The 20,600-nt window shown below is 62.8% G+C and carries 20 protein-coding genes; 7 read left to right on the top strand and 13 right to left on the bottom strand.

The window, feature by feature from the left end; genetic code table 11:
• Positions 1 to 21 precede the first annotated feature (21 nt).
• From LQK84_RS07980 to LQK84_RS07970, 3 genes are all read right to left on the bottom strand, one after another.
• Positions 22 to 1,026 (bottom strand): glycosyltransferase family 2 protein, encoded by a 1,005-nt coding sequence (locus LQK84_RS07980; protein ID WP_230828160.1) that lies wholly within the window; start codon positions 1,024 to 1,026, stop codon positions 22 to 24.
• A gap of 110 nt (positions 1,027 to 1,136) precedes the next feature.
• Positions 1,137 to 1,796, bottom strand: coding sequence for a helix-turn-helix transcriptional regulator (locus LQK84_RS07975; protein ID WP_230828159.1), 660 nt, complete (start codon positions 1,794 to 1,796; stop codon positions 1,137 to 1,139).
• Between the two features lie 318 nt (positions 1,797 to 2,114).
• The gene (locus tag LQK84_RS07970) at positions 2,115 to 2,894 is read right to left on the bottom strand and encodes an IclR family transcriptional regulator (protein ID WP_442966918.1); all 780 of its coding nucleotides are present in this window, start codon (positions 2,892 to 2,894) and stop codon (positions 2,115 to 2,117) included.
• Between the two features lie 155 nt (positions 2,895 to 3,049).
• On the opposite strand from LQK84_RS07970, the gene LQK84_RS07965 reads away from it, so the two are divergent.
• The 4 genes from LQK84_RS07965 to LQK84_RS07950 are packed head-to-tail and all read left to right on the top strand — an operon-like array spanning position 3,050 to position 6,293.
• Complete coding sequence (locus LQK84_RS07965) at positions 3,050 to 3,820, top strand: SDR family NAD(P)-dependent oxidoreductase (RefSeq protein WP_230828157.1); 771 nt, start codon at positions 3,050 to 3,052, stop codon at positions 3,818 to 3,820.
• A complete protein-coding gene (locus LQK84_RS07960; protein WP_230828156.1) occupies positions 3,820 to 4,725 on the top strand; it encodes a 2-dehydro-3-deoxygalactonokinase in 906 nt (301 codons plus the stop codon). Before LQK84_RS07965 ends, LQK84_RS07960 begins: the two co-directional genes overlap by 1 nt.
• Before the next feature lie 33 nt (positions 4,726 to 4,758).
• Positions 4,759 to 5,403 carry a 2-dehydro-3-deoxy-6-phosphogalactonate aldolase gene (locus tag LQK84_RS07955; RefSeq protein WP_230828155.1) on the top strand — a complete coding sequence of 215 codons (645 nt, stop codon included), beginning with the start codon at positions 4,759 to 4,761 and terminating at the stop codon, positions 5,401 to 5,403.
• Positions 5,400 to 6,293: an SMP-30/gluconolactonase/LRE family protein gene (locus LQK84_RS07950; protein WP_230828154.1), complete on the top strand. Its 894-nt coding sequence runs from the start codon at positions 5,400 to 5,402 to the stop codon at positions 6,291 to 6,293. The genes LQK84_RS07955 and LQK84_RS07950 overlap by 4 nt, the downstream gene beginning before the upstream one ends.
• Before the next feature lie 37 nt (positions 6,294 to 6,330).
• Here LQK84_RS07950 and LQK84_RS07945 read toward each other — a convergent pair whose 3' ends face one another.
• Both LQK84_RS07945 and LQK84_RS07940 read right to left on the bottom strand, forming a co-directional pair.
• The gene (locus LQK84_RS07945) at positions 6,331 to 7,209 is read right to left on the bottom strand and encodes an EamA family transporter (protein ID WP_230828153.1); all 879 of its coding nucleotides are present in this window, start codon (positions 7,207 to 7,209) and stop codon (positions 6,331 to 6,333) included.
• A 210-nt stretch (positions 7,210 to 7,419) separates the two neighbouring features.
• On the bottom strand, positions 7,420 to 8,454 hold the full coding sequence (locus LQK84_RS07940) for a glutamine synthetase beta-grasp domain-containing protein (protein WP_230828152.1): 1,035 nt from the start codon (positions 8,452 to 8,454) through the stop codon (positions 7,420 to 7,422).
• Positions 8,455 to 8,903: 449 nt separating this feature from the next.
• On the opposite strand from LQK84_RS07940, the gene LQK84_RS07935 reads away from it, so the two are divergent.
• Entirely contained in the window at positions 8,904 to 9,101 is a 198-nt protein-coding gene (locus tag LQK84_RS07935) for a DUF2735 domain-containing protein (protein WP_230828151.1), read from the top strand.
• Between the two features lie 79 nt (positions 9,102 to 9,180).
• On the opposite strand, the gene LQK84_RS07930 is transcribed toward LQK84_RS07935, so the two are convergent.
• Together LQK84_RS07930 and LQK84_RS07925 are read right to left on the bottom strand one after the other, a co-directional pair.
• The gene (locus LQK84_RS07930) at positions 9,181 to 10,533 is read right to left on the bottom strand and encodes an EAL domain-containing protein (RefSeq protein WP_269071880.1); all 1,353 of its coding nucleotides are present in this window, start codon (positions 10,531 to 10,533) and stop codon (positions 9,181 to 9,183) included.
• Positions 10,534 to 10,694: 161 nt separating this feature from the next.
• Positions 10,695 to 12,371: a response regulator gene (locus LQK84_RS07925; RefSeq protein WP_230828149.1), complete on the bottom strand. Its 1,677-nt coding sequence runs from the start codon at positions 12,369 to 12,371 to the stop codon at positions 10,695 to 10,697.
• A 326-nt stretch (positions 12,372 to 12,697) separates the two neighbouring features.
• Here LQK84_RS07925 and mutL point away from each other — a divergent pair, with 326 nt between their 5' ends.
• Both mutL and LQK84_RS07915 read left to right on the top strand, forming a co-directional pair.
• Positions 12,698 to 14,536, top strand: a complete 1,839-nt coding sequence (gene mutL / locus LQK84_RS07920; RefSeq protein ID WP_230828148.1) for a DNA mismatch repair endonuclease MutL — start codon at positions 12,698 to 12,700, stop codon at positions 14,534 to 14,536.
• Positions 14,537 to 14,627: 91 nt separating this feature from the next.
• Entirely contained in the window at positions 14,628 to 14,858 is a 231-nt protein-coding gene (locus LQK84_RS07915) for a DUF2093 domain-containing protein (protein WP_230828147.1), read from the top strand.
• A gap of 1 nt (position 14,859) precedes the next feature.
• On the opposite strand, the gene lpxK is transcribed toward LQK84_RS07915, so the two are convergent.
• The 6 genes from lpxK to LQK84_RS07885 all read right to left on the bottom strand — a co-directional run bounded on the left by lpxK (position 14,860) and on the right by LQK84_RS07885 (position 20,572).
• Entirely contained in the window at positions 14,860 to 15,900 is a 1,041-nt protein-coding gene (gene lpxK / locus LQK84_RS07910) for a tetraacyldisaccharide 4'-kinase (RefSeq protein WP_230828146.1), read from the bottom strand.
• Positions 15,901 to 15,967: 67 nt separating this feature from the next.
• Positions 15,968 to 16,660 carry an HAD family hydrolase gene (locus LQK84_RS07905; protein WP_230828145.1) on the bottom strand — a complete coding sequence of 231 codons (693 nt, stop codon included), beginning with the start codon at positions 16,658 to 16,660 and terminating at the stop codon, positions 15,968 to 15,970.
• 13 nt (positions 16,661 to 16,673) lie between these two features.
• Positions 16,674 to 17,978 (bottom strand): lipid IV(A) 3-deoxy-D-manno-octulosonic acid transferase, encoded by a 1,305-nt coding sequence (waaA, locus tag LQK84_RS07900; protein ID WP_230828144.1) that lies wholly within the window; start codon positions 17,976 to 17,978, stop codon positions 16,674 to 16,676.
• 117 nt (positions 17,979 to 18,095) lie between these two features.
• Positions 18,096 to 18,335 carry a DUF4170 domain-containing protein gene (locus LQK84_RS07895; RefSeq protein WP_230828143.1) on the bottom strand — a complete coding sequence of 80 codons (240 nt, stop codon included), beginning with the start codon at positions 18,333 to 18,335 and terminating at the stop codon, positions 18,096 to 18,098.
• Positions 18,336 to 18,406: 71 nt separating this feature from the next.
• Complete coding sequence (locus LQK84_RS07890; RefSeq protein ID WP_230828142.1) at positions 18,407 to 19,210, bottom strand: 3'(2'),5'-bisphosphate nucleotidase CysQ; 804 nt, start codon at positions 19,208 to 19,210, stop codon at positions 18,407 to 18,409.
• Positions 19,211 to 19,225: 15 nt separating this feature from the next.
• Complete coding sequence (locus LQK84_RS07885; protein WP_230828141.1) at positions 19,226 to 20,572, bottom strand: TldD/PmbA family protein; 1,347 nt, start codon at positions 20,570 to 20,572, stop codon at positions 19,226 to 19,228.
• Positions 20,573 to 20,600: the final 28 nt, after the last annotated feature.

Genomic DNA, 20,600 nt, shown 5'->3' with positions numbered 1-20,600 from the left:
CGGCAAGCAGGGATCGCAGGATCAAGGGTAAGGACCGGTTCTGGGCCGCCTATCGGGGCTATCGACCGGCGGCACGTCCTCGCCGCCGCGCACCATGCGATCGACCATGAAGAGGGGGCGGCCCTTGCTCTGCTGGACGAGGCGTCCGACATATTCGCCGAGAATGCCGAGGGTTATCAGCTGCACGGCGCTGAACACGGTGATGGCCACCATGGTGCTCGACCAGCCGGTGACGGCCCAGCCGGCTTCGAAACTGTAGAATGTGTAGGCGAGCAGCGCCATGGCGATGAAGGCGGTGATTACCCCGGCCCAGGACGCAATGCGCAAGGGGCGCGCCGAAAAGCCGGTGATGGCATCGAGCGCCAGACGCAGCAGCTTGGAATAGGAGTATTTTGTCGTCCCGGCATGGCGTTCGTCACGCTCGTAGATGATCGGGACCTGACGGCCGCCGATCCAGCTGATCATGCCGCGCAGGAAGCGGTCGCGCTCCGGCATGCAGAGAAGAAGCTCGGCCACACGCCGTGTCATGAGGCGGAAATCGCCGGTGTCGGAGGGAATGTCGACGCTCGCAAGCCAGCGGAGCAGCCGGTAGAACACCGCCGCCGTCGTCAGCTTCATCCAGCTCTCGCCCTTGCGGATGCCGCGCTGGCCATACACGACGTCGGCGCCGCGATCCATGATCGTCATCATCTCGCTCAGCAGTTCCGGCGGATCCTGAAGGTCTGCATCGATCAGGAGGACGCGGGCACCGCGCGAGGAGGCAATGCCGGCGGTCGACGCAAGCTCGTGACCATGGTTGCGCATCAGCCGCACGCCGACGATCTCGGGGTTCTGGCTCGACATGGCCTCGATCTTCGACCAGGTGGTATCGCGGGAACCGTCATCGACCAGAACGAGCTCGAAACTGTCGCCTGCTGCCGCACGGCCGGCGGCGAGAGAACGCCGAGCGAATTCCTCGATCACTTCCTCTTCATTATAGCAGGGCGCGACAATGGAGACTTTCAGCGGGCTATCGATTGAACTCATGGCGCCTTCCGATGATTACGGCGCCCTATATAAGCGCCGCATGGAAACCTACCAATGTCATTAGCGCAAGCGGCCCAACAATATCCACGTAAATCTGATGCGGAAGCGCCTCAGCGGATCAGGCCGATCCTCAGGGCTTTCGCCACGGCCTGGGTGCGGTTGGATGTTCCCAGCTTCTTGGCGGCCCGGTTGAGGTAGTGGTTCACCGAGTGTTCGGAGACACCCAGGATTTCCGAGATTTCTGCGCTTGTGCGCCCGGCCGAGGTAAGGATGAGGCATTCGACTTCGCGTTCGCTCAGCTCTTCCGTCGGCTTCTCGTCGGCATATTGAAGCTGCGAGATGCGTTCATAGAGAAGCGTCGCGATCATCGAAAGTTGCAGCATTTCGTTGATTTCCGCGGGTTCGCGGTCGCCCGACAGCATGACCGCCGCGCGATTGCCCAGCACGTCATGAACGGGCAGATAGAGGCCCCTCGACATGTTGAAGCTGCCGAACAGCGCGACAGCCGATCCGACGGCCCCCTGCATCTCGGCCTCGGGGATTGTCGTCATGTCGAAGCGAAACGGCGTGACCGATTTGCGCAGACGCGCCAGGATCGGGCTGCGCTTCAGCAGACCGAGCTCATCATAACGGTTGACCAGTTCCGCCGGCCAGCTACAGATGATGGAGAGCGCCGAAAGCGTGATGTCTTCAAGATCGCGCGGCATCCGCATGACCATGAAAGCACGCCAGCCGAAGTCGGCCGTCACACGCTTGAGTGCGCGAAACACATCGAACTGGGTTCTCAGCTCTGAGAACTCCAGCTCAAACCTGGCGCCTGCCTTCCACAATTCAGCGATATCTCGCTCTGTGAACAATGCTTGCCGCAAGACAATACCTTTCACTGGGCTCATCATCCGCAAAGATGAACATTACGCAAATCAGAGCGACCATCGACATCAATACGATAGAGAAAGTCAATCGATCAATTTCTGAATTAGCACATCATAAACTTGACTCAAGCCAATTCGTTGTCGAGTTCAATCCAAAGTCATCCGACCTTACGATGAACCACACTTTCATGTTGTTCTCTTATTGCATCCCCGACGCTACGCAACGGATCGCCCCCCGGGACCCAGTCGCGCAAACAATTCAAGCTCGATTCGTCTTGCCGCATCGACCAGGTCTTCGCGCCACGAATCAAGGCGCTGCCTGTCAGCCCGATAGGCCGGCGCGGTGATGGAAACCCCGCAGGCCTTTTCTCCAGCTGCTATTCCGACAGCAATACAGCAAATTCCCGGCTCGTGCTCTTCAAGATCGTAGGCCACACCTTGTTGACGCACGCTCCTCACAGCCGCAAGCAATTGATCACCGTCCCTTATTGTTGTCTGCGTAAATTGCCTGAAGCTTATGTTAGGCAGCAATTCTGCTAAAATACGGTCGTCGAGGAGCGCCAGCGCCGCCTTTCCGATCCCCGTGCAATAGACCGGCGAAACTGCGCCGACGCGGGAATGCATGCGGACATTCTGCAGGGCCTCGACCTTGTCGAGATAGGCGATCTCGACACCATTGAGCACCCCGAAATGCACCGTTTCGCCGACCTTCTCGCGCAAGGCCTCGAGATGCGGTCGGACGATGGTCCTGAGATCATTGCGTGCCCATGCGACGGAGGCAAACTGCATGAGCCTCAAGCCCAGACTGTAGCGTCCGTCGCTGCCGGTTTCCAGCAGGCCTTCCTCCAGCATCTGATGCAGCCGCCGGTGAAGCGTGCCCCGCGGCTCTCCCGTGGCGGCCAGAAGATCGGAGAAGCGCATCGGCGACGGGGAGCGCGCCACCACATCAAGGATGGCCATGGCCTTGCCCAGGGTTCCGGTATCGTGTGCGCCCACGGCTTCTGCCTCGCAAGGGAATTCAAAATGACTTGACGACAATCAGGATAAGCCCGATTATTCCGAATAGTCAAACATAGTTCCAAATAATGGAACAACAGCCGCGCTGTCACGCCCTGCCACGTCGTGACCAGGACGCGGATCTGGGAGGATGGATGCAGCCGGTCTCCGTGGAATATGCCTGCTTGCGGGATGCGCCGGTTCTCGTCACCGGGGGCGCAAGCGGCATCGGCGCGAGCCTTGTTGCCGGCTTTGCCCGCCAGGGTGCGCGCACCGCCTTTATCGATATCGACGACGCGGCAGGGGCTGCGCTGGTGCGTTCGCTTGAGGATGCAGCGCATGTCCCGCAGTTCATTCAGGCCGATCTGTCGCGCGTATCCGAAGCGCAGGCGGCCGTGCGCCGGGCCGCCGAACTGCTGGGCGGGATCAAGATCCTCGTCAACAATGCAGCGCGCGACGACCGTCACGATCCGGCGACCATCAGCGAAGCGGAATGGGATGCGAGCCAGGCGGTCAATCTCAAGCCGCTGATGTTCGTGACGCAGGCTGCGGTGCCCTATCTCGAAAAGGCGTCGGGCGCCGCGATCGTCAACTTCTCCTCGATTGCCTACCTGCTCAACATGGGCGATCTGCCGGCCTATGGCGCAGCCAAGGCCGGGATCATCGGGCTGACCAAGACGCTCGCCGGCCGCTTCGGCCCTTCGGGCATCCGCGTCAACGCGGTCCTGCCGGGCATGGTGGTGACCGAGCGGCAGAAGAAGCTCTGGCTGACCGATGAGGGCGTCGCCCGTTTCGTCGCCGACCGGCAATGCCTGAAGCGGCCGCTCGAAGCGATCGACATGGTCGGCCCCTGCCTTTTCCTCGCCTCGTCGCAATCGGCTGCGATGACGGCGCAATCCATCATCGTCGACGGAGGCGTTTTTTGATGACTGAACCTGCCCTGATTGCTGTCGACTGGGGGACATCCTCCTTCCGGCTTTGGGTTCTCGACCACGACGCCAACGTGCTTTCCGAAAGCCGCGGTGGCGACGGCATGCTGTTTGCGGCCCGCGAGGGTTTCGCCAACGTCCTCCTGAGGCATCTGAAGGCCGCGAAAGCACCGGCGGACAGACCCATTCTCATCTGCGGCATGGCCGGCGCGCGTGGCGGATGGGCCGAAGCCGGCTATGTGGAGACACCGGCGGAGCTGACCGCGATCAGCCAGGGCGCCATTGCCGCCCCCGGCATCAAGCGCGACATTCGCATCCTGCCCGGCCTCTGCCAGCGTTTCGCCGGCCGTCCGGACGTCATGCGCGGCGAGGAGACGCAGCTGCTAGGCGCCGCCAGCGCGCTGACCGAGCGCTCGCTGGTCTGCATGCCGGGCACGCATTCCAAATGGGTGACGATCGACCAGGGTCGGGTGGAGAGTTTCTCGACCTACATGACCGGCGAACTCTATGACGCGATCAGCAAGCACACGATTCTTGCCGCCCCCGACAGGACGGTGCCTGAAGGCGCCGACAGTCCGTCGTTCAAGGATGCCGTGCGCGCAGCCTTTGCCCAGCCGGGCCGGATCACCAGCCAGCTGTTTGCCGCCCGTTCCGGCCAGCTTCTGAACGGTGCAACGCCGGCAGCGGCGCTTGCCCACATTTCCGGCACGCTGATCGGCGCGGAAATCGGTGGCGCGACAGGCAGCGACAACCGGCACAAAGTCCGACTTGTCGCCTCCGGCGCGATGCGCGCATTGTATGAAAGCGCCTTCAAGACGATCGATATCGCTTTTGAAAGCATTGATGCCGATGACGCCGTCCGCAAGGGGCTGTCGACAGCCGCCCGTCAAATCTGGTCCTGAACATCTCATCTGAAATTCTAGGAGTGAAGGCACATGCCCGTCCCGGTTCCGTTTCCGCCGATCCGCTATCCGCTGGTCGCCATCCTGCGCGGCCTGAAGCCCGAGGAGGCGCAGGACATTGTCGGCGTCCTTCTCGATGAAGGCTTCGAGGCCATCGAAATTCCGCTGAACTCGCCGGAGCCGTTCAAGTCGATCGAGATCGCGGCACGCCATGCGCCGTCCTCCGCGCTCATCGGCGCCGGAACCATCCTGACGGTGGGCGATGTCAACCAGCTGCATGATGCCGGCGGACGTCTCTTCGTCAGCCCCAATGTCGACGTTCCGGTGCTGACGCGCGCCGTCGATCTCGGCATGGTCACGCTGCCGGGCGTCTTTACCGCAACGGAAGCGCTCGCCGCTGCGCGCGCAGGCGCGACGGGCCTCAAGTTTTTCCCGGCCTCGGTTCTTGGCCCCGACGGTATCAACGCGATCCGGGCGGTGCTGCCTGCCGACCTGATGATTGCGGCCGTTGGCGGTGTCTCCGACAAGAACTTCGGCGAATATGCCAAGGTGGGCATCAAGGCCTTCGGCCTCGGCTCCAGCATCTACAAGCCCGGCATGAAGGCGCAGGAAGTGCAATTGCGCGCCCGCGCGACGATTGCCGCCTATGATGCCGTCTTTGGAGCGTCCAACGCATGAAAACGCACGAATTCAAGGGCCATGCCCTCTGCAAGACCAATCTTCACCTTGGCGAAGGTCCAGCCTATGACCGGGCAACCGATACGGCCTACTGGTTCAACATCGTCGACAGGGAACTCCACGAGCTGGAGCTGTCCACCGGAGCCAAGCAAGTGCACAGCCTGCCGGCCATGTGCTCGGTGCTGGCCCGCATCGATGACCGGCGTCAGGCGCTGGTTTCCGAAAACGGCATCTATATCCGCGACCGCGAGACGGGCGCGACCGAACTTGTTCTCGAGATCGAGGCCGACCAGCCGAACATGCGCTCCAACGACGGGCGCGTGCACCAGAGCGGTGCGCTGTGGTTCGGTACGATGACCAAGACCGGCGAAGGCCGCAAGGGCGCGGGCTCGATCTACCATGTGGCCGGCCGCAAGGTGACGAAGCTCTATTCGGGAATTTCCATCCCGAACAGCATCTGCTTCTCGCCGGATGGCGCAACGGCCTATTTCGTCGACACGATGGAGAACATCATCAAGAGCGTTGCCGTCGATCCGAAGACGGGTCTGCCCGCCGGCGAGCCGCGCGTGTTTTCCGACGAGCGCGAGGGAGAAGGCTCTGCCGATGGTGCGGTCTGCGATGCGGACGGCAATGTCTGGAGCGCGCATTGGGATGGTGGCAGCGTTCACCAGTTCGACCCGTCGGGCCGCAAGCTTGCGATCTACAAGCTGCCGACGCCGCAAACCTCCTGCCCGGCCTTCATCGGCCAGAACGCCGACCGCCTGATGGTCACAAGTGCTGCGGAAGGCATGGACGAAGCCCGGCTCGCCTCCGAGCCGCAGGCAGGTTTCACCTTCGATCTCGGCATCAAGGTGAACGGCCGCTTCGAGCCCGACTTCAAGTGGGACTGAGAGCGACCGGCCAGAGCGCCGTCTGAAGGCGGCGCTCCTAGCCCGCGGTCCGCGACCTGAACCTGCCGAACGGGAAGACGGCGACGATCAGACCGGCGAAGACGAGAACCATGCCGGCAAGGCGGACGGGCCCGAACTGTTCGCCAAGCAGCAGGGCCGCCGAAATGATGCCGACGATGGGCACCAGCAGCGAGAATGGCGCGACCTGGGCTGCCGGATAAAGCTTCAGCAGATGGGCCCAGATGCCATAGCCGATATTGGTCGAGATGATGGCGATATAGGCAACCGCGCCGATGCCGACCCAGCCCATGTGAAGGACGGCCGCCTCGATCGCCTGAGGCCCCTCGAACAGGAACGACAGGGCGAGCAGCGGCAGCGGCGGAATGATGCTGAGCCATGTCACCATGGCGAACATGTCGATCTTGCCCGCGCCGCGCAGCGCCACGTTGCCAATCGCCCAGCAAAGGGCGGCGCCGAGGCACAGAAGCAGGCCGACGAGTGTCACCCCTCCCCCGCCGGCGGTTGACGCGATGGCAGCAAGGCCAATCAGGGCAATGGCCGTGCCGCCCATCTGACGCGGGCTCACCCTTTCGCCAAGGACAACAGCTGCGATCGGACCGGTCAGGAACGCCTGCGACTGGATGACGACCGAGGCAAGCCCTGCCGGCATGCCGACCTTCATGCCCAGGAAGAGAAGCCCGAACTGGCCGGTGAAGAGAACCAGGCCGATGAAGATGAAGCGCGGCCACGGCACTGCGGGACGTGGAATGAAGATCGCCGGAAGTGCGGCGACGGCAAATCTGAGCGCCGCGAGCAGCAGCGGCGGCATCGTGCCGAGCCCGACCTGGATGATCACGAAATTGACGCCCCAGGCGATGACGACGAAAAGCGCCAGAAGAATTTCGCGCGGTCTCATGCCTCGTCTCCGGTTGTGCGTTCAACCTCCTACGCCAAACGGTCGTTCTGCGTAAGCAAATTTCACTGACAGGGCCATCAGCGCGCGTGATGGATCGATGGGCGGGCGCCCGCGGAGACGTGACAGGACCCGGAAGGCAGGCATGAAAAAGCCGGAGCAGTTGCCTGCCCCGGCTGATTGTTCCCCTCATGACGAGAAGGGACTGAAGTCTCAGGCTGCAGCGGAAGCCTTGAGCGGAACTTCAGCAATGGTCTGCAGAACGCGCGAAGCGATCTGGTAGGGGTCCCCTTGCGAGTTCGGGCGACGGTCTTCCAGGTAGCCGCGGTAGTCGTTCTTGACGAACGAGTGCGGAACGCGGATCGAGGCGCCACGGTCGGCAACGCCGTAGGAGAACTTGTTCCACGGAGCCGTTTCGTGCTTGCCGGTCAGGCGCTTGTCGTTGTCCGGACCGTAAACGTCGATGTGTTCCTTCCAGTTCTTTGCGAACTGGGCCATCAGGGCTTCGAAATACTCCTTGCCGCCAACTTCGCGCATGAACTTGGTGGAGAAGTTGCAATGCATGCCCGAGCCGTTCCAGTCGGTGTCGCCGAGCGGCTTGCAATGATATTCGACGTCGACGCCATACTTTTCGCAAACGCGCTCAAGCAGGTAACGAGCCATCCAGATTTCGTCGGCGGCGCGCTTGGAGCCCTTGCCGAAGATCTGGAATTCCCACTGGCCCTTGGCCACTTCGGCGTTGATGCCTTCGTGGTTGATGCCGGCTTCGAGGCAGATGTCGAGGTGCTCTTCGACGATCTCGCGGGCGATGTCACCAACGTTCTTGTAGCCGACGCCGGTGTAGTACGGACCCTGCGGAGCCGGGTAGCCCTGTTCCGGGAAGCCGAGCGGACGGCCGTCCTTGTAGAAGAAATATTCCTGTTCGAAGCCGAACCATGCGCCCTCGTCGTCGAGGATCGTGGCGCGGGCGTTCGACGGATGCGGCGTGACGCCATCGGGCATCATGACTTCGCACATGACGAGCGCACCGTTGGTGCGGACCGGATCCGGATAGATCGCGACCGGCTTCAGAACGCAGTCGGAGCTGTGACCTTCAGCCTGCTGGGTGGAGGAGCCGTCAAAGCCCCAAAGCGGAAGCTGTTCGAGCGTCGGGAATTCGTCGAATTCCTTGATCTGCGTCTTGCCGCGCAGGTTCGGAACCGGCTTGTAACCATCGAGCCAGATATACTCGAGCTTAAACTTGGTCATTTGTGTTTCTCTCATCCTTGAAATGTGATCGGTCTTGAAACCGCTACAGGTCAGGCTGCCGGCTTCATGCCGCCGCCAAAGGCCGCCAAATACCATGCATGGACCGTGCCAGTTTTGACGCCGCCCGCGCCCGATCGGCAAAAAATCTCGGTTTTGCAGCGCAACAAAGACGGCTGAAACGCGCGATTTTTCTGTTGCGCGCGCGAAACAGATGATTCTCAACAGCTTAGGGGAATGGCCCGGACAGTGCAAAATCGACCTAAAACCGCGATTAAAATTTCGCCACCGTTTTAAAAATCGTTTCCATGACAGTGTTGTGCTTATTTTTTATGCAAAAGATTATTATTTTTGCAATTTTCGGATATTTCATGTGCATTCCGCTGAAGGATCGATTATATTCTCCTCATAGACCGGGTGATACCCACAACCGAACCGTGAAAGGCCAACACATGCATACGGAGCATCATCGCAAGTCTGCGACGATCTACATGTTCCCGCTGTCGCAACGCCTTGCTCTGCGAGGCGGCGTCGGCAGTCAGGATATCGATCGGATTAAGAACTACGTTGACTGCAGCTCGTCCTACCATCAGGACGCGATCAACGAAGAACTGCAGCACGCAACCTCCAACGGCAAGCCCCATTCATGAGGCAGGCATTGGTGGAGAATAACAGCTAAGCCCGGCCTTCTCGCCGGGCTTTTGTTTTTTTGGGCTGCTGACTTACGGTTCAGACGCGGCCGAACTGACCGGTGAAATCGACGTATTTTTCGGCGAGGAAGGTTTTCACGGCATTGCGGTCCATGGCCTTGCCGTAGAAATAGCCCTGCGCCATGCCGCAGCCCAGCGCCTTGAGCTTGAGGGCCTCGGCAAAGTCCTCGACCCCTTCGGCCACGACCTCGAGGCCCAGGCCTTCGCACATGGCAACGATTGCCCGGATGATGTGTTCGGCGGCAGGATCCTGGGTGATGCGGCTGACAAAGGCGCGGTCGATCTTCAGCTTGTCGAAGCTGAAATCCATCAGACGGCCAAGGCTCGACTGCCCGGTCCCGAAATCGTCGAGCGAAATGCGAACGCCCTCGGCGCGCAGGTCGGCGATGATCTTGCCTGCGGTTTCCGGATCGGCAACGACGGCTGTTTCGGTGATTTCCAGTTCCAGGCGACGTGGATCGAGGCCGACGCGATTGATGATCGACATCACGTTCTGGCTGGTGCGCAGGTCGGTCAGCTGCGCCGACGAAAGGTTGAAGGACAGGAAGAGATCATGCGGCCAGGCGACCGCCGCCGCCGCCGCCTTGCGCAGCAGCGTCTCCGTCAGGATGTCGATGAAGCCGCGCTCTTCGGCGAGCGGCACGAAGACCGCCGGCGAGACGAAGCCCAGATCGGCATCCGTCCAGCGGGCGAGCGCTTCGAAGCCCACGACTTCGTCGCCTGCCAGATTGACGATCGGCTGGAAATGGACGTCCACCTCGTCGGCGATGATGGCATTGCGCAGCGCCTGCTCGATCTGCGTGGAGCGGCGCATCTCGTCGGCAATCTCGCTCGAATAGACCGTCACGCGGCCCGTGCCCTTGCGCTTTGACCGATAGAGCGCCGTTTCCGCGCTCTTCAGGAGATCCGGAAAGTCCTCGCCGGCGAAGGGATAGACGGCAAAGCCGAAGGAGGCGGAAAGCCGGACGTGGCGATCGCCAAGATCGTAGGGTGCCGAGAGCACTTCCTTGAACATGGCGCCGACCCGCTCGGCCCCATGACGCTCGAAGACGAGAGGAAGCACGAAGGCGAATTCGTCGCTGCCCTGGCGCGTGACGATCGCACCGCTCGGCATGCAGGCGCTGAGGCGATGGGCAACCTGACACAGGATCTCGTCGCCGGCGTCGCGACCGAAAAGGTCGTTGATCGGGCGGAAGCCATCGAGGTTGGCAATGCCAATGGTGAAGGGTGCGGGATCGTCGGCGCGCTCGGCGGCAAGCTGGGTGACCTTTTCGCGCAAACGGTTTCGGTTCCCGAGACCCGTCAAAGGGTCGGTGAATCCCGAAGCCTGCTCACTCTGCAGGATCACATCTGCGCTTGCAGATTGCACCAAACCGCCATCTCCCGGACACCTTTGCACCCAACACGTTGATATTAATCATTTGGCGGCAAATTGATTAAGAAATGGATAGTGTGACACTGTCACAAATAACGGGCTAAAATACATAGCCGCCCGCGTCACGTTCGAGCGGCATTTTTGTTTTCGGCCGCGGGTCAGCTGGCGACCATTTCTTCGTGGCGGTCAAGAAGGACCAGCATATGGCGCTTGTAAAGCGCCTCCAGCGTCTCGACGGACAGCGGCTTCAGGATCGTCTCGTCCATGCCGGAAGCAAGGCACCTGTCGTGCTTTTCCTGCGAGGCCTTGGGCATCACGCCGACGATGGTGGCACGCGCAGCATCGCCGCTCTCGGCGTCACGGATGCGCAGGGCGACGTCGACACCGCTCATGTCGGGCAGTTCCAGATCCATCAGGATCAGCGAGGGCCGCAGGATGTCCCACAGGCGCAGCGCCTCGGCACCGTCCCTGGCAAGCTCATAACTGATGCCGAGATTGCCAAGGATCTGCGCATAGACCTCTTGATTGACCGGATTGTCCTCGACGACCAGCAGGTCGACATCATAGCCCGACGGCTCGGGAATGCGGCCGGGCTCGGGAAACTCGGGCAGATAATCCGGATCGATCTCGACCGAGACCGATCGCAGGCGGTGGGTGGCGGCCGCGGCTGCCTCGGCGACGGCAAAATGGACCGGCCGCGTGCGGCTAAGCGGCAGAAGCCTGATGCCCAGCGGCGCGAGCGCGGACAGTTCGGCATCCGCCTCGTCCACCATGATGAGATCGACGGCCAGGCCGGCCTCATGCGCGGCCTGAACGATGTCGCGGGTCTCCTCAAGGCTCGACGCATGGCAGGCATCGAAGCGAAACGCGTGCAGTGCCTCGTTCAGCGCCGCGCCGAAGCGCTGGTCGCTGCTGAGCAGGATGACGGCGCTGGCGCCGGTCGACGCCGGCTCGGGCGTCGTCTCGACCTCGTCGAAGAGGCGATCGGCTTCCCTTGGGTCCGGGTGGTGAGCGACAGTGTCCTGCGCGTGATGGCTCCCCTCGCCGACATCGGAAATCTGCTGCTTCAGGGTGACGACGAAATAGTTGCCGGGATTGCCGAGCCTGAAGCTCTGCGAAAGCAGCAGGACCTGTTCGCCGTCGTGATCGGCATATTCGCGGCCGGAGAAGGCCTTGCCGGTCGTCAGCACGTCGCGCAGCTCTGCCTCGTGCCGCTTGGCCTGATCCGGATCGACGACATCAACAAGCCGGCGGTCCAGCAGGCCTTCCGGCGGGACACCATGAAAACGGCTATAGGCCTTGTTGACGGCCACATAGTTGAGATTGCGGTCGAGAACGAACAGCATGGACGGCAGGTTGTCGAGGATCTCTTCGGTCATGGCGACCCGCTCGAGGTCGCCCCGCCAGCGGTCTTCCATCTTGCGGTGTGCGGAGACATCGCGGGCCATGAGGATGCCGAGGCCGCTCGCCAGCCGCCGCGTCGTCAGCGACAGAACCCGGTCGCGACCGACGCGCGTCTCGTGTTCCCCGCGCTCGTGCCACATGGCGGCGATGCGCTCGGAAACCCATTTGTCGCGGGACAGATCCGGTCTGGAAAATGAAGAGGACGAGGATCTGGCAGCCCCAACCTCGAACAGAGCGATGAGGAAGGCGCGCAGGCTTGTCCCCTGCTTCAGGAACTCGTCGGAGACGGGAAAGAAATTACCGGCGTTCCGGCTGGCCGCCAGAATGTGGTCGCTTTTGGAGAACACAACGATGCCCGTGTCGAGCGCGTCGGTGCACGTCTCGAACATGATGTTCGCAATGTCGCTGCCGATGGGCGCAACATGACCCATTAAGGACCTCTATACCTGCACGCAGGCACTGACTGGACTTTTGGCTGATCATGCCGGGGTGAGATTGGAGCGTTTTCGTTGCGGGCATCATCGGGTACTCGTCCGGCAACGATGTACAGACACCCACCCTGAAAGGGGGAAACACGCGCTCATTCCAATGGGATAGACGATGGCAGCAACACCTTAAGGACGACTTAAGAAGTGCGGCCATTAATTGACCTGCCGCAATTTATGTCTGTTCTCCCCGTGCCTTGCGGCTTTGGAGAAACAAGGTTTTGCGCTAAGAGCAAGCCTATCTCAAACCACCGGCGATTCCCCTCGACACCATGGCCATCAGACAGCTGCCAGAAACGCTCATCAACCAGATCGCGGCCGGCGAGGTGATCGAGCGGCCGGCGAGTGCCGCCAAGGAGCTGATCGAGAACGCCATCGACGCCGGCGCGACACGCATCGAGATCGCCACGGCCGGCGGCGGAAAAAGCCTCCTGCGCATCATCGACAACGGCTCCGGCATGGGACCGGCCGACCTCGAACTGGCTGTGCGGCGGCATTGCACCTCCAAGATCGACAGCGGGCTCGACGATATCCGCACGCTCGGCTTTCGCGGCGAGGCACTGCCCTCCATCGGCTCGGTGGCGCGCGTCCAGATCACCAGCCGCACGGAAGGCGCCGAGGCCGGCTCGGAAATCCGCATTACCGGCGGCAAGGTGGAGCCCGTTCGCCCGGCGGGCGCGAACAAGGGAACCGTCGTGGAAGTCCGCGACCTGTTCTTTGCGACGCCTGCCCGGCTGAAATTCCTCAAGACGGAGAAGGCAGAGGCCGCGGCCGTCACCGAAGTCGTCAAGCGCATGGCGATTGCCTTTCCGGGCATCCGCTTCACGCTCTCGGGCCAGGACCGCACGACGCTCGAGTTTGCCGGCGCCGGTGACGACCGGCTGGCGCGCATCGCCCAGGTGCTGGGCCGCGAGTTCAAGGACAATGCGATCGAGATCGATGCCGAGCGCGAGGACGTGGCGCTTTCGGGCTTTGCCGGCGTGCCGACCTTCAACCGGGGCAACAGCGCGCATCAGTATCTCTTCGTCAATGGAAGGCCCGTTCAGGACCGCCAGTTGCTCTCGGCGCTGCGCGCCGCATATGCCGAGACCGTGCCTTCGGGCCGGTATCCGGTCGCCGTGCTCTGGCTGACCATGGATCCGGCGCTTGTGGATGTGAACGTCCATCCGGCGAAATCCGATGTCCGCTTCCGCGATCCGGGTCTGGTGCGCGGGTTGCTGATCGGGGCGATCCGCGAGGCGCTTCAGCGCGATGGCGCACGCGCCTCGACCACCGGTGCGGCTGCCATGATGCAGGCGTTCCGGCCGGGAAGCGGCGCCAGCAGTTTCGGCGGTGGCGCAGCCTATCGTGCGCCCAACGCCGGCTGGAGCCAGCAGGCTTCCCCCTTCCGGCCCTTGCGAGAGGAACAACCCACAGGTTTTGCGGAAGCGCGGCAGGCCGGCTTTGAGGCCTTTGCCACGCCGTCCGCACGGGCCGAGGTCGCGGACCGCGAGCCCGCTCCCGCGCCGCAGGCCCTGCCAACGGCTGCGGGCTTCCAGCTCGGGGCGGCGCGCGCGCAGCTGCATGAGAACTATATCGTCGCGCAGACGGAAGACGGGCTTGTCATCGTCGACCAGCATGCCGCCCATGAGCGGCTTGTCTTCGAAGCGATGCGCGAGGCCATGCGGTCGCGGCGCATCCCGTCACAGGCGCTGCTGATCCCCGAGATCGTCGATCTCCCGGAAGAGGATTGCGACCGGCTGATGGAGCATGCCCAGGCGCTCGACACGTTCGGGCTCGCTTACGAACGATTCGGTCCGGGCGCGATTGCGGTGCGCGAAACGCCGGCGATGCTCGGCGAGATCGATGCGAGCGGGCTGATCCGGCAATTGGCCGACGAAATTGCGGAATGGAACACGGCGGATACGCTCGCCTCGCGGCTCGACCATCTGGCGGCGACCCTGTCCTGCCATGGTTCGGTGCGGTCGGGACGACGGCTGCGGCCGGAAGAAATGAACGCGCTGCTTCGCCAGATGGAGGCGACGCCGGGTTCCGGTCAGTGCAATCACGGACGGCCGACCTATATAGAACTGAAGCTTGCCGACATCGAACGCCTGTTCGGGCGGAGCTGAAGAGGTCCGGATTGTTCGCCTGCAGCAAGTCTGGTATGGCGAACAGATGCGCGGCCGAAGCACACTAGCGAAACTTTTCAGGAGACAACGGATGAACCGCTTTGAAGGACCCGGTGGGCGTGAGGCGCGAATCCGTTTTCTGGACGGCGATTTCCAGATCCTGTCGCCCGGCTCCTATGTGATCTGCGCCATCACCGGCAAGCAGATCCCGATCGACGAGATGAAATACTGGAGCGTTGCGCGCCAGGAAGCCTATTGCGACGCGGCGTCCTCGCTGGAAGCGGAAAAGCGCGCTGGCGCGCTGCCCAACCAGCACCGCTGACCTATTTCGGTTTACTGACCGCAAACTTGCGCTTCCGGAAATTGGCAAAGGCCTGCTCGACGATCAGACCGGGGGCTCCCGGATCATCGAACATCATCTCGATTTCCAGCACATTGATGCGCTCCAAGAGCGCATCCGCCGCCCCGTGATGGCCTGACAGGCGAACACGGTCCTTGGCGGTGGTGACGAGCGTCAGCCCGTCGCGTTCTGCATCAACCACCAGCGATCGCAGTTCGTCGTCGGCGAAATGGTGATGATCGGGGAACGAACGCGTGGCGACCACTTCGGCCCCGACATCGGCAAGGCTTCCATAGAATTTCGTCGGGTCGGCAATGCCGGCAAAGGCGAACAGTTTCTTGCCGTTGAAATCCCGCCCGTTGACCGGAGCAACGGTTGCTTCCAGCACCTGCTTGCCGGCGCGCGCCATGCGGCGGATGAACGGGTCGGCCGCCGGGCCGCCTGAAACGGCCAGGAGCGTCGTGACGTGGCGCAGCTGTTCCTTCAGCGGCGCCCGGATCGGGCCGGAGGGAACGACCAGGCCGTTGCCGATGCCGCGTTTGCCGTCCACCACGACAAGGGCATAGTCGATGGCGATACGGGCGCTCTGGAAGCCGTCATCCATGATGATGAGATCGGCGCCTTCGGCGATCAGTTTCCTTGCACCTTCGAGCCGGTTGCGGGCGACCACGGTCAGGCCGGCGCGGGCGAGCAGCAGGGGCTCATCCCCGACATCGACCGCGCGATGATGATCAGGATCGACGATCGTCGGCCTGGAGATGAGGCCGGAATAGCCCCGGCTTAGCAGGCCGGGCTTGTAGCCCAGTGCCGTAGCGGCACGGGCGATTGCAATCGCGGTCGGCGTCTTGCCGGCGCCGCCGACGGTGAAATTGCCGACGCAGATGACCGGGCAGTCGACCGGAGCGCGACGGGCGCGGCGCATGTTGCGGCCCGAGATCGCACCATAGATCAGGCTTGCGGGCCAAAGAAGCGCCGCCTGCCAGCCGATTTTCGTCCACCAGAAGGGCGGGGATTCGGAAACCATGGTCACTCCCCGTTTGCCGATCGCCCACCAAAACCGCGATTCCCGACGAATGGCAAGGTCTCAGAGCTCAGATGATCGTTTCGATTTCGGTGATGTCGTTGAGACAGTAGTCGGAAAGCGGGCCCAGGCTCTCGCGCGTGCCGGTTCCGGTCAGCACGCCGATGGTCATGCCGGCGCCGGCATTGCGGCCCATCATCATGTCGTGGCTGTTGTCGCCGACGACGAGGATTTCGGCATGTTCAAGCCCCGTGGCCTCGGCAAAGCCCCAGACCATGCCGGGTTCAGGCTTGCAGCCATGGCCGCTGTCATAGCCCGCGATGTAGTCGAGATAGGCGATGAAGCCGAAGCGCTCGGCGGTGCGGCGGATCGACTGCTCGTTGTCGCTTGAGGCGACGCCCAGCTTCAGCCCGCGCGCCTTGAGGCGACCGAAGAAATCTTCGAGATCGGTCACCGGAACGGCATTGGTCGCCGCCTCGGCAAACAGCCAGTCCAGGTCCTCGACGAGTTGCCGGGCGGAAAGCTTCGAGCCGGCGGCCACGAGGCCTTCGGCGATCTCTTCGGTATTACCGGCGGCCAGCAGGCTGTCGGCCACGACGTGGCCGGTCTGCGGGTCCATGCCGGTCGCGCGCAGCAGATGGTCGGCCAGCGCCTGGTCGCCCTCCGCAGCCAGCAGGGCCAGCTTGCGGTTCACCGGCGACCAGCTCTTGAAGTAGTCGATCAGCGTGCCGTCCTTGTCGAAGAGAATACCGGCAATGGCCATGGGTTTGGCGACCTCACTTCGAATCCAGCCGCGCCTTCATGGCGAGCGGGCTGATATAGGGCTCGAGATTCTTCATCGTCGCTGTCAGCGCGCCGCGCATGCTCTGCACCGTATCGAAGCCGGCCTCGATCATGGTGCGGCGAACGGCGTCGTTGTTCATCAGATAGTGCACGCCCTTGGCCAGGATATCTTCGTCGCGGACGATCTTGGCGCTGCCATTGGCGGCGAGGCGCTGATAGCTGTCGCGGAAATTCTGCACATTGCCGCCGGACAGAACCGCGCAGCCGATCGCCGCCGGCTCCATCGGGTTCTGCCCGCCCTCGGCATAGAGCGAGCGGCCGACGAAGGCGATTTCGGTCAGGCGCAGATAAAGCCCCATTTCGCCGATCGTGTCGCCGAGCAGGATATCGGTCTCGGGCGTGATCGGGTCCTTGCGGGTGCGGCGGGCGACCTTGAGGCCCAGTTCGTTCAATTCCTTCTCGATCTCGTCGGCGCGCTCGGGATGGCGCGGCACGATGATCGTCAGGAGGCCGTTGGCCGCCTTCAGGCGCTGGTGCACCCGGCCGGCGGCGGCCTCTTCCTTGTCGAAGGTGGAGATGGCAGCCCAGGTCTTGCGGGCGCCGATCTGGCTCTCGTAGCGCGCAAGCGCGTCAGCCTCGAAGGGCAGAGAATCGTTGTCGACCTTGAGGTTGCCGGAGACCGTGACGGGCAGCGCGCCGAGTTGCGTATACTTGGCCGCGTCGGACTCGGACTGGGCAATCACCAGAGCCAGGTTGCGGAAGAGTTCTTCGGCAAGACCCGAATAGCGACGCCAGCGGGCAAACGAGCGATCCGAAAGCCGGCCATTGACGAGGATCTGCGGAATATGGCGCTCGCCGAGCTCCATCAGCGTCACCGGCCAGATTTCCGATTCCGCGATGATGGCGAGATCCGGCTTCCAGTAGTCGAGGAAGCGGCCGACGGCAGGCTTGATGTCGAGGGGGACGAACTGGTGGATGACGCTCTCGTCCAGACGTTCCTTCGCGACCTTGGCCGACGTGACCGTACCGGTCGTCAGGACCACATGGATGTCGCGCTTGCGCACTTCGCGGATGAGCGGGATGACGGCGGTCGTCTCGCCGACGCTGGCGGCATGAAACCACACCAGCGGGCCTGCAGGACGCTCGCGGCCCGGATGGCCGAAGCGCTCGCGGCGGCGCGCGGCGTCTTCCTTGCCCTTGGCCGAACGGACGGCAAGATAGGGCGTCAAAAGCGGAAAAAGCGCGAAGCCCGCCCACTTGTAGGCGGACAGTGCGAAACGCGCCATCGTGTTTGACATCCTGGTCCTTCCCGTCTGAGGGCCTTCGGCTCCGTGAGAGCCCCTGTCAGCCAGACAGCGCCCGAGGATTGCCGCGTAGCGCCAATCCTTGTCGAATTCATGCCCGGCTGTCGCCGATCAGTCCTTGTGGTTCGGATCAAGCAGCCGGTGCATGTGAACGATGAAGTAGCGCATGTGCGCATTGTCCACCGTCGACTGTGCCTTGCCCCGCCAGGCCGTCAGTGCCGACTGGTAATCCGGGAAGATGCCGACGATGTCGAGTTCCTTGAGATTGCGGAACTGCATTTCGCCGAGGTCCGTCAGCTCGCCGCCAAAGACGAGGTGAAGTAGCTGTTTGCCGCCTGTTTCTTCAGACATGGTGTCTCCTGGGATCGTTCCTGTTGCGCAGGTTCCTCCGCGTAGCGATGTGCTAAATTTGACGGCAAAGGTCAATGGCTGAAAGCGGCTTGTGCAGCACTGGATAGGCCCGGAAGCGCGGTTTCGTGCGCTGCGCAAAGCGCAATGTGCTTTACGGAGGCGGCATTGTAGGAGAGCACGCTGCCATCAAGGCCTGCCAGCCGGCCGCCCGCCCGCTCCAGAATGAGCTCGGCAGCGGCCAGATCCCAGTCGTGCGACTGGGGATAGACGAGGGTCGCGTCGATGCGGCCATCGGCGATCATGGCAAGCCGGTAGGCGAGCGAGGGGATGTGCTCGACGCGCCGTGCGCGCGCCAGATAGTCGGGCTTGAGGCGCTTGAAGGCTTCCGCAGGTGCTGCAATCGCGACCGCAGACGAGGGTTCGCGAACCGAAATCGGAAAGCCGTTCTTCAGCGCCACACCGTCATGTGCCGCGGTAAACGTCTCGCCGAGCGCCGGTGCCACCAGAACCCCGGCCACCGGCCGTCCGCGATGGACGACGGCAGCGCTCACGCACCAGGTGGAAAGCCCGTTCATGAAGGCGCGCGTGCCGTCGATCGGGTCGATGACGAAGAGCGTGTCGAAGCCGAGGCGCGCGCCGTCATCCTCGGTCTCCTCCGAGAGCCACCCATAGGTGGGACGAGCAAGGCGAAGCCGGTCGATCAGGATATCGTTGGCGGCATAGTCGGCGGCGGTGACGGGCGAGCGGCCCTCGTTCTTCCACCAGGTTTCCGGCGAATTGCGGAAATAGCCCATGGCGGCCTCGCCGGCTTCGGTCGCGGCAGAGACGAGCAGTTCGAGATCGTCGTCCCACTGTCCCGCGTCGCTCTCCGCCATGTCCGCCCAACTCCCCTATTTGCCTGCCAGCGTCATGTTCTCGATGGCAATCGTCGGCGCGGCCGTGCCGTAGCTGCGATCGATGTCGCTTGCCGGCGTCATCGCCATGAACATGTCCTTCAGGTTCGAGGCAATCGTGACCTCGGAGACCGCGAAGGTCAATTCGCCATTCTCGATCCAGAAGCCCGAGGCACCGCGGCTGTATTCGCCCGTGATCATGTTGACGCCCTGGCCGATGACTTCCGTGACATAGAAGCCGTTACCGATCGAGCGGATGAGATCTTCGGGCGAAACATCACCCGGCTCAAGTGCGAAATTGGTCGAAGCCGGCGTCACGTTCGAGCCGCCGCGCACGCCGCGTCCATTGGTCGGCAGGCCGAGTTCGCGGCCGGTGGAGGTCGAGAGGAACCAGTGCTTGAGCACGCCGTCCTCGATCATCGTCAGCTTTTCGCCGGTCACGCCCTCGCCATCGAAGGGACGCGAGGAAGAGCCGCGCACGATCAGCGGATCATCAGTGACGGACAGGCCGGCCTTCAGCACCGGCTTGCCCATGCGGTCGCGCAGGAACGAGGTCTTGCGGGCAACCGATGCGCCGTTAATCGCACCGGCGATATGGCCAGCAATGCCGCGCGAGACGCGGGGATCGAAGATGACCGTGATGCCCTTGGCGGTCGGGACCTGACGCGGATTGAGGCGCTTGACGGCGCGTTCACCAGCGCGGCGGCCGACCTCTGCCGGGTCTTCGAGTTCGGAATAGAAAAGCTCGCTCGAATAATCGTAGTCGCGCTCCATGCCCGTGCCTTCGCCGGCAATGACGCTGACCGAAAAGCCGAAGCGGCTCGCCTTGTAGGCGCCAGAGAAACCATGCGAGGTGGCAAGCACCAGCCCGCCCATGCCGGCGGAGGCGCCAGCACCAACGGAATTTGCCACCCCCTTGACGGCCAGCGCTGCCGCTTCTGCCGCAAGCGCCTTTTCGGTGAGGTCGGCGGCGCTGACTTCCGTCCCGTCGAAAAGATCGAGATCGGGGAAGGCGCGTGCCAGATCCTTTTCGTCGGCGAGGCAGGCGAACTTGTCTTCCGGCGAGACCCTGGCCATGGCAACCGCGCGTTCGGCCAGCGCCTTCAGGTCGAAACCCGGATTGGCCGACACGGTCGCGACCTTCTGGCCGACGAAGACGCGCAGCGAGAAGTCGTCGCTCTCCGAGGATTCCGTGCCTTCGACCTTGCCGAGGCGGACGGAAACGGATGAGGAGCGCGAGCGCATGACCACGGCATCCGCCTTGTCCGCACCGGCGGCGCGGGCGAGATCAATGAGCTCGGATGCACGGGAAAGGAGATTTTCCGAATCGGACGTCGATGACATGATTTGTCCTTTCTTTCAGGTCCATTTA

The sequence above is a fragment of the Rhizobium sp. C4 genome (genome assembly GCF_021026315.1).
In the GTDB taxonomy this organism is placed as follows: Bacteria; Pseudomonadota; Alphaproteobacteria; order Rhizobiales; family Rhizobiaceae; genus Ensifer_A.
Note: the sequence above shows the minus strand (reverse complement) of the source record. Positions and strands in the feature narration are given on the sequence as shown.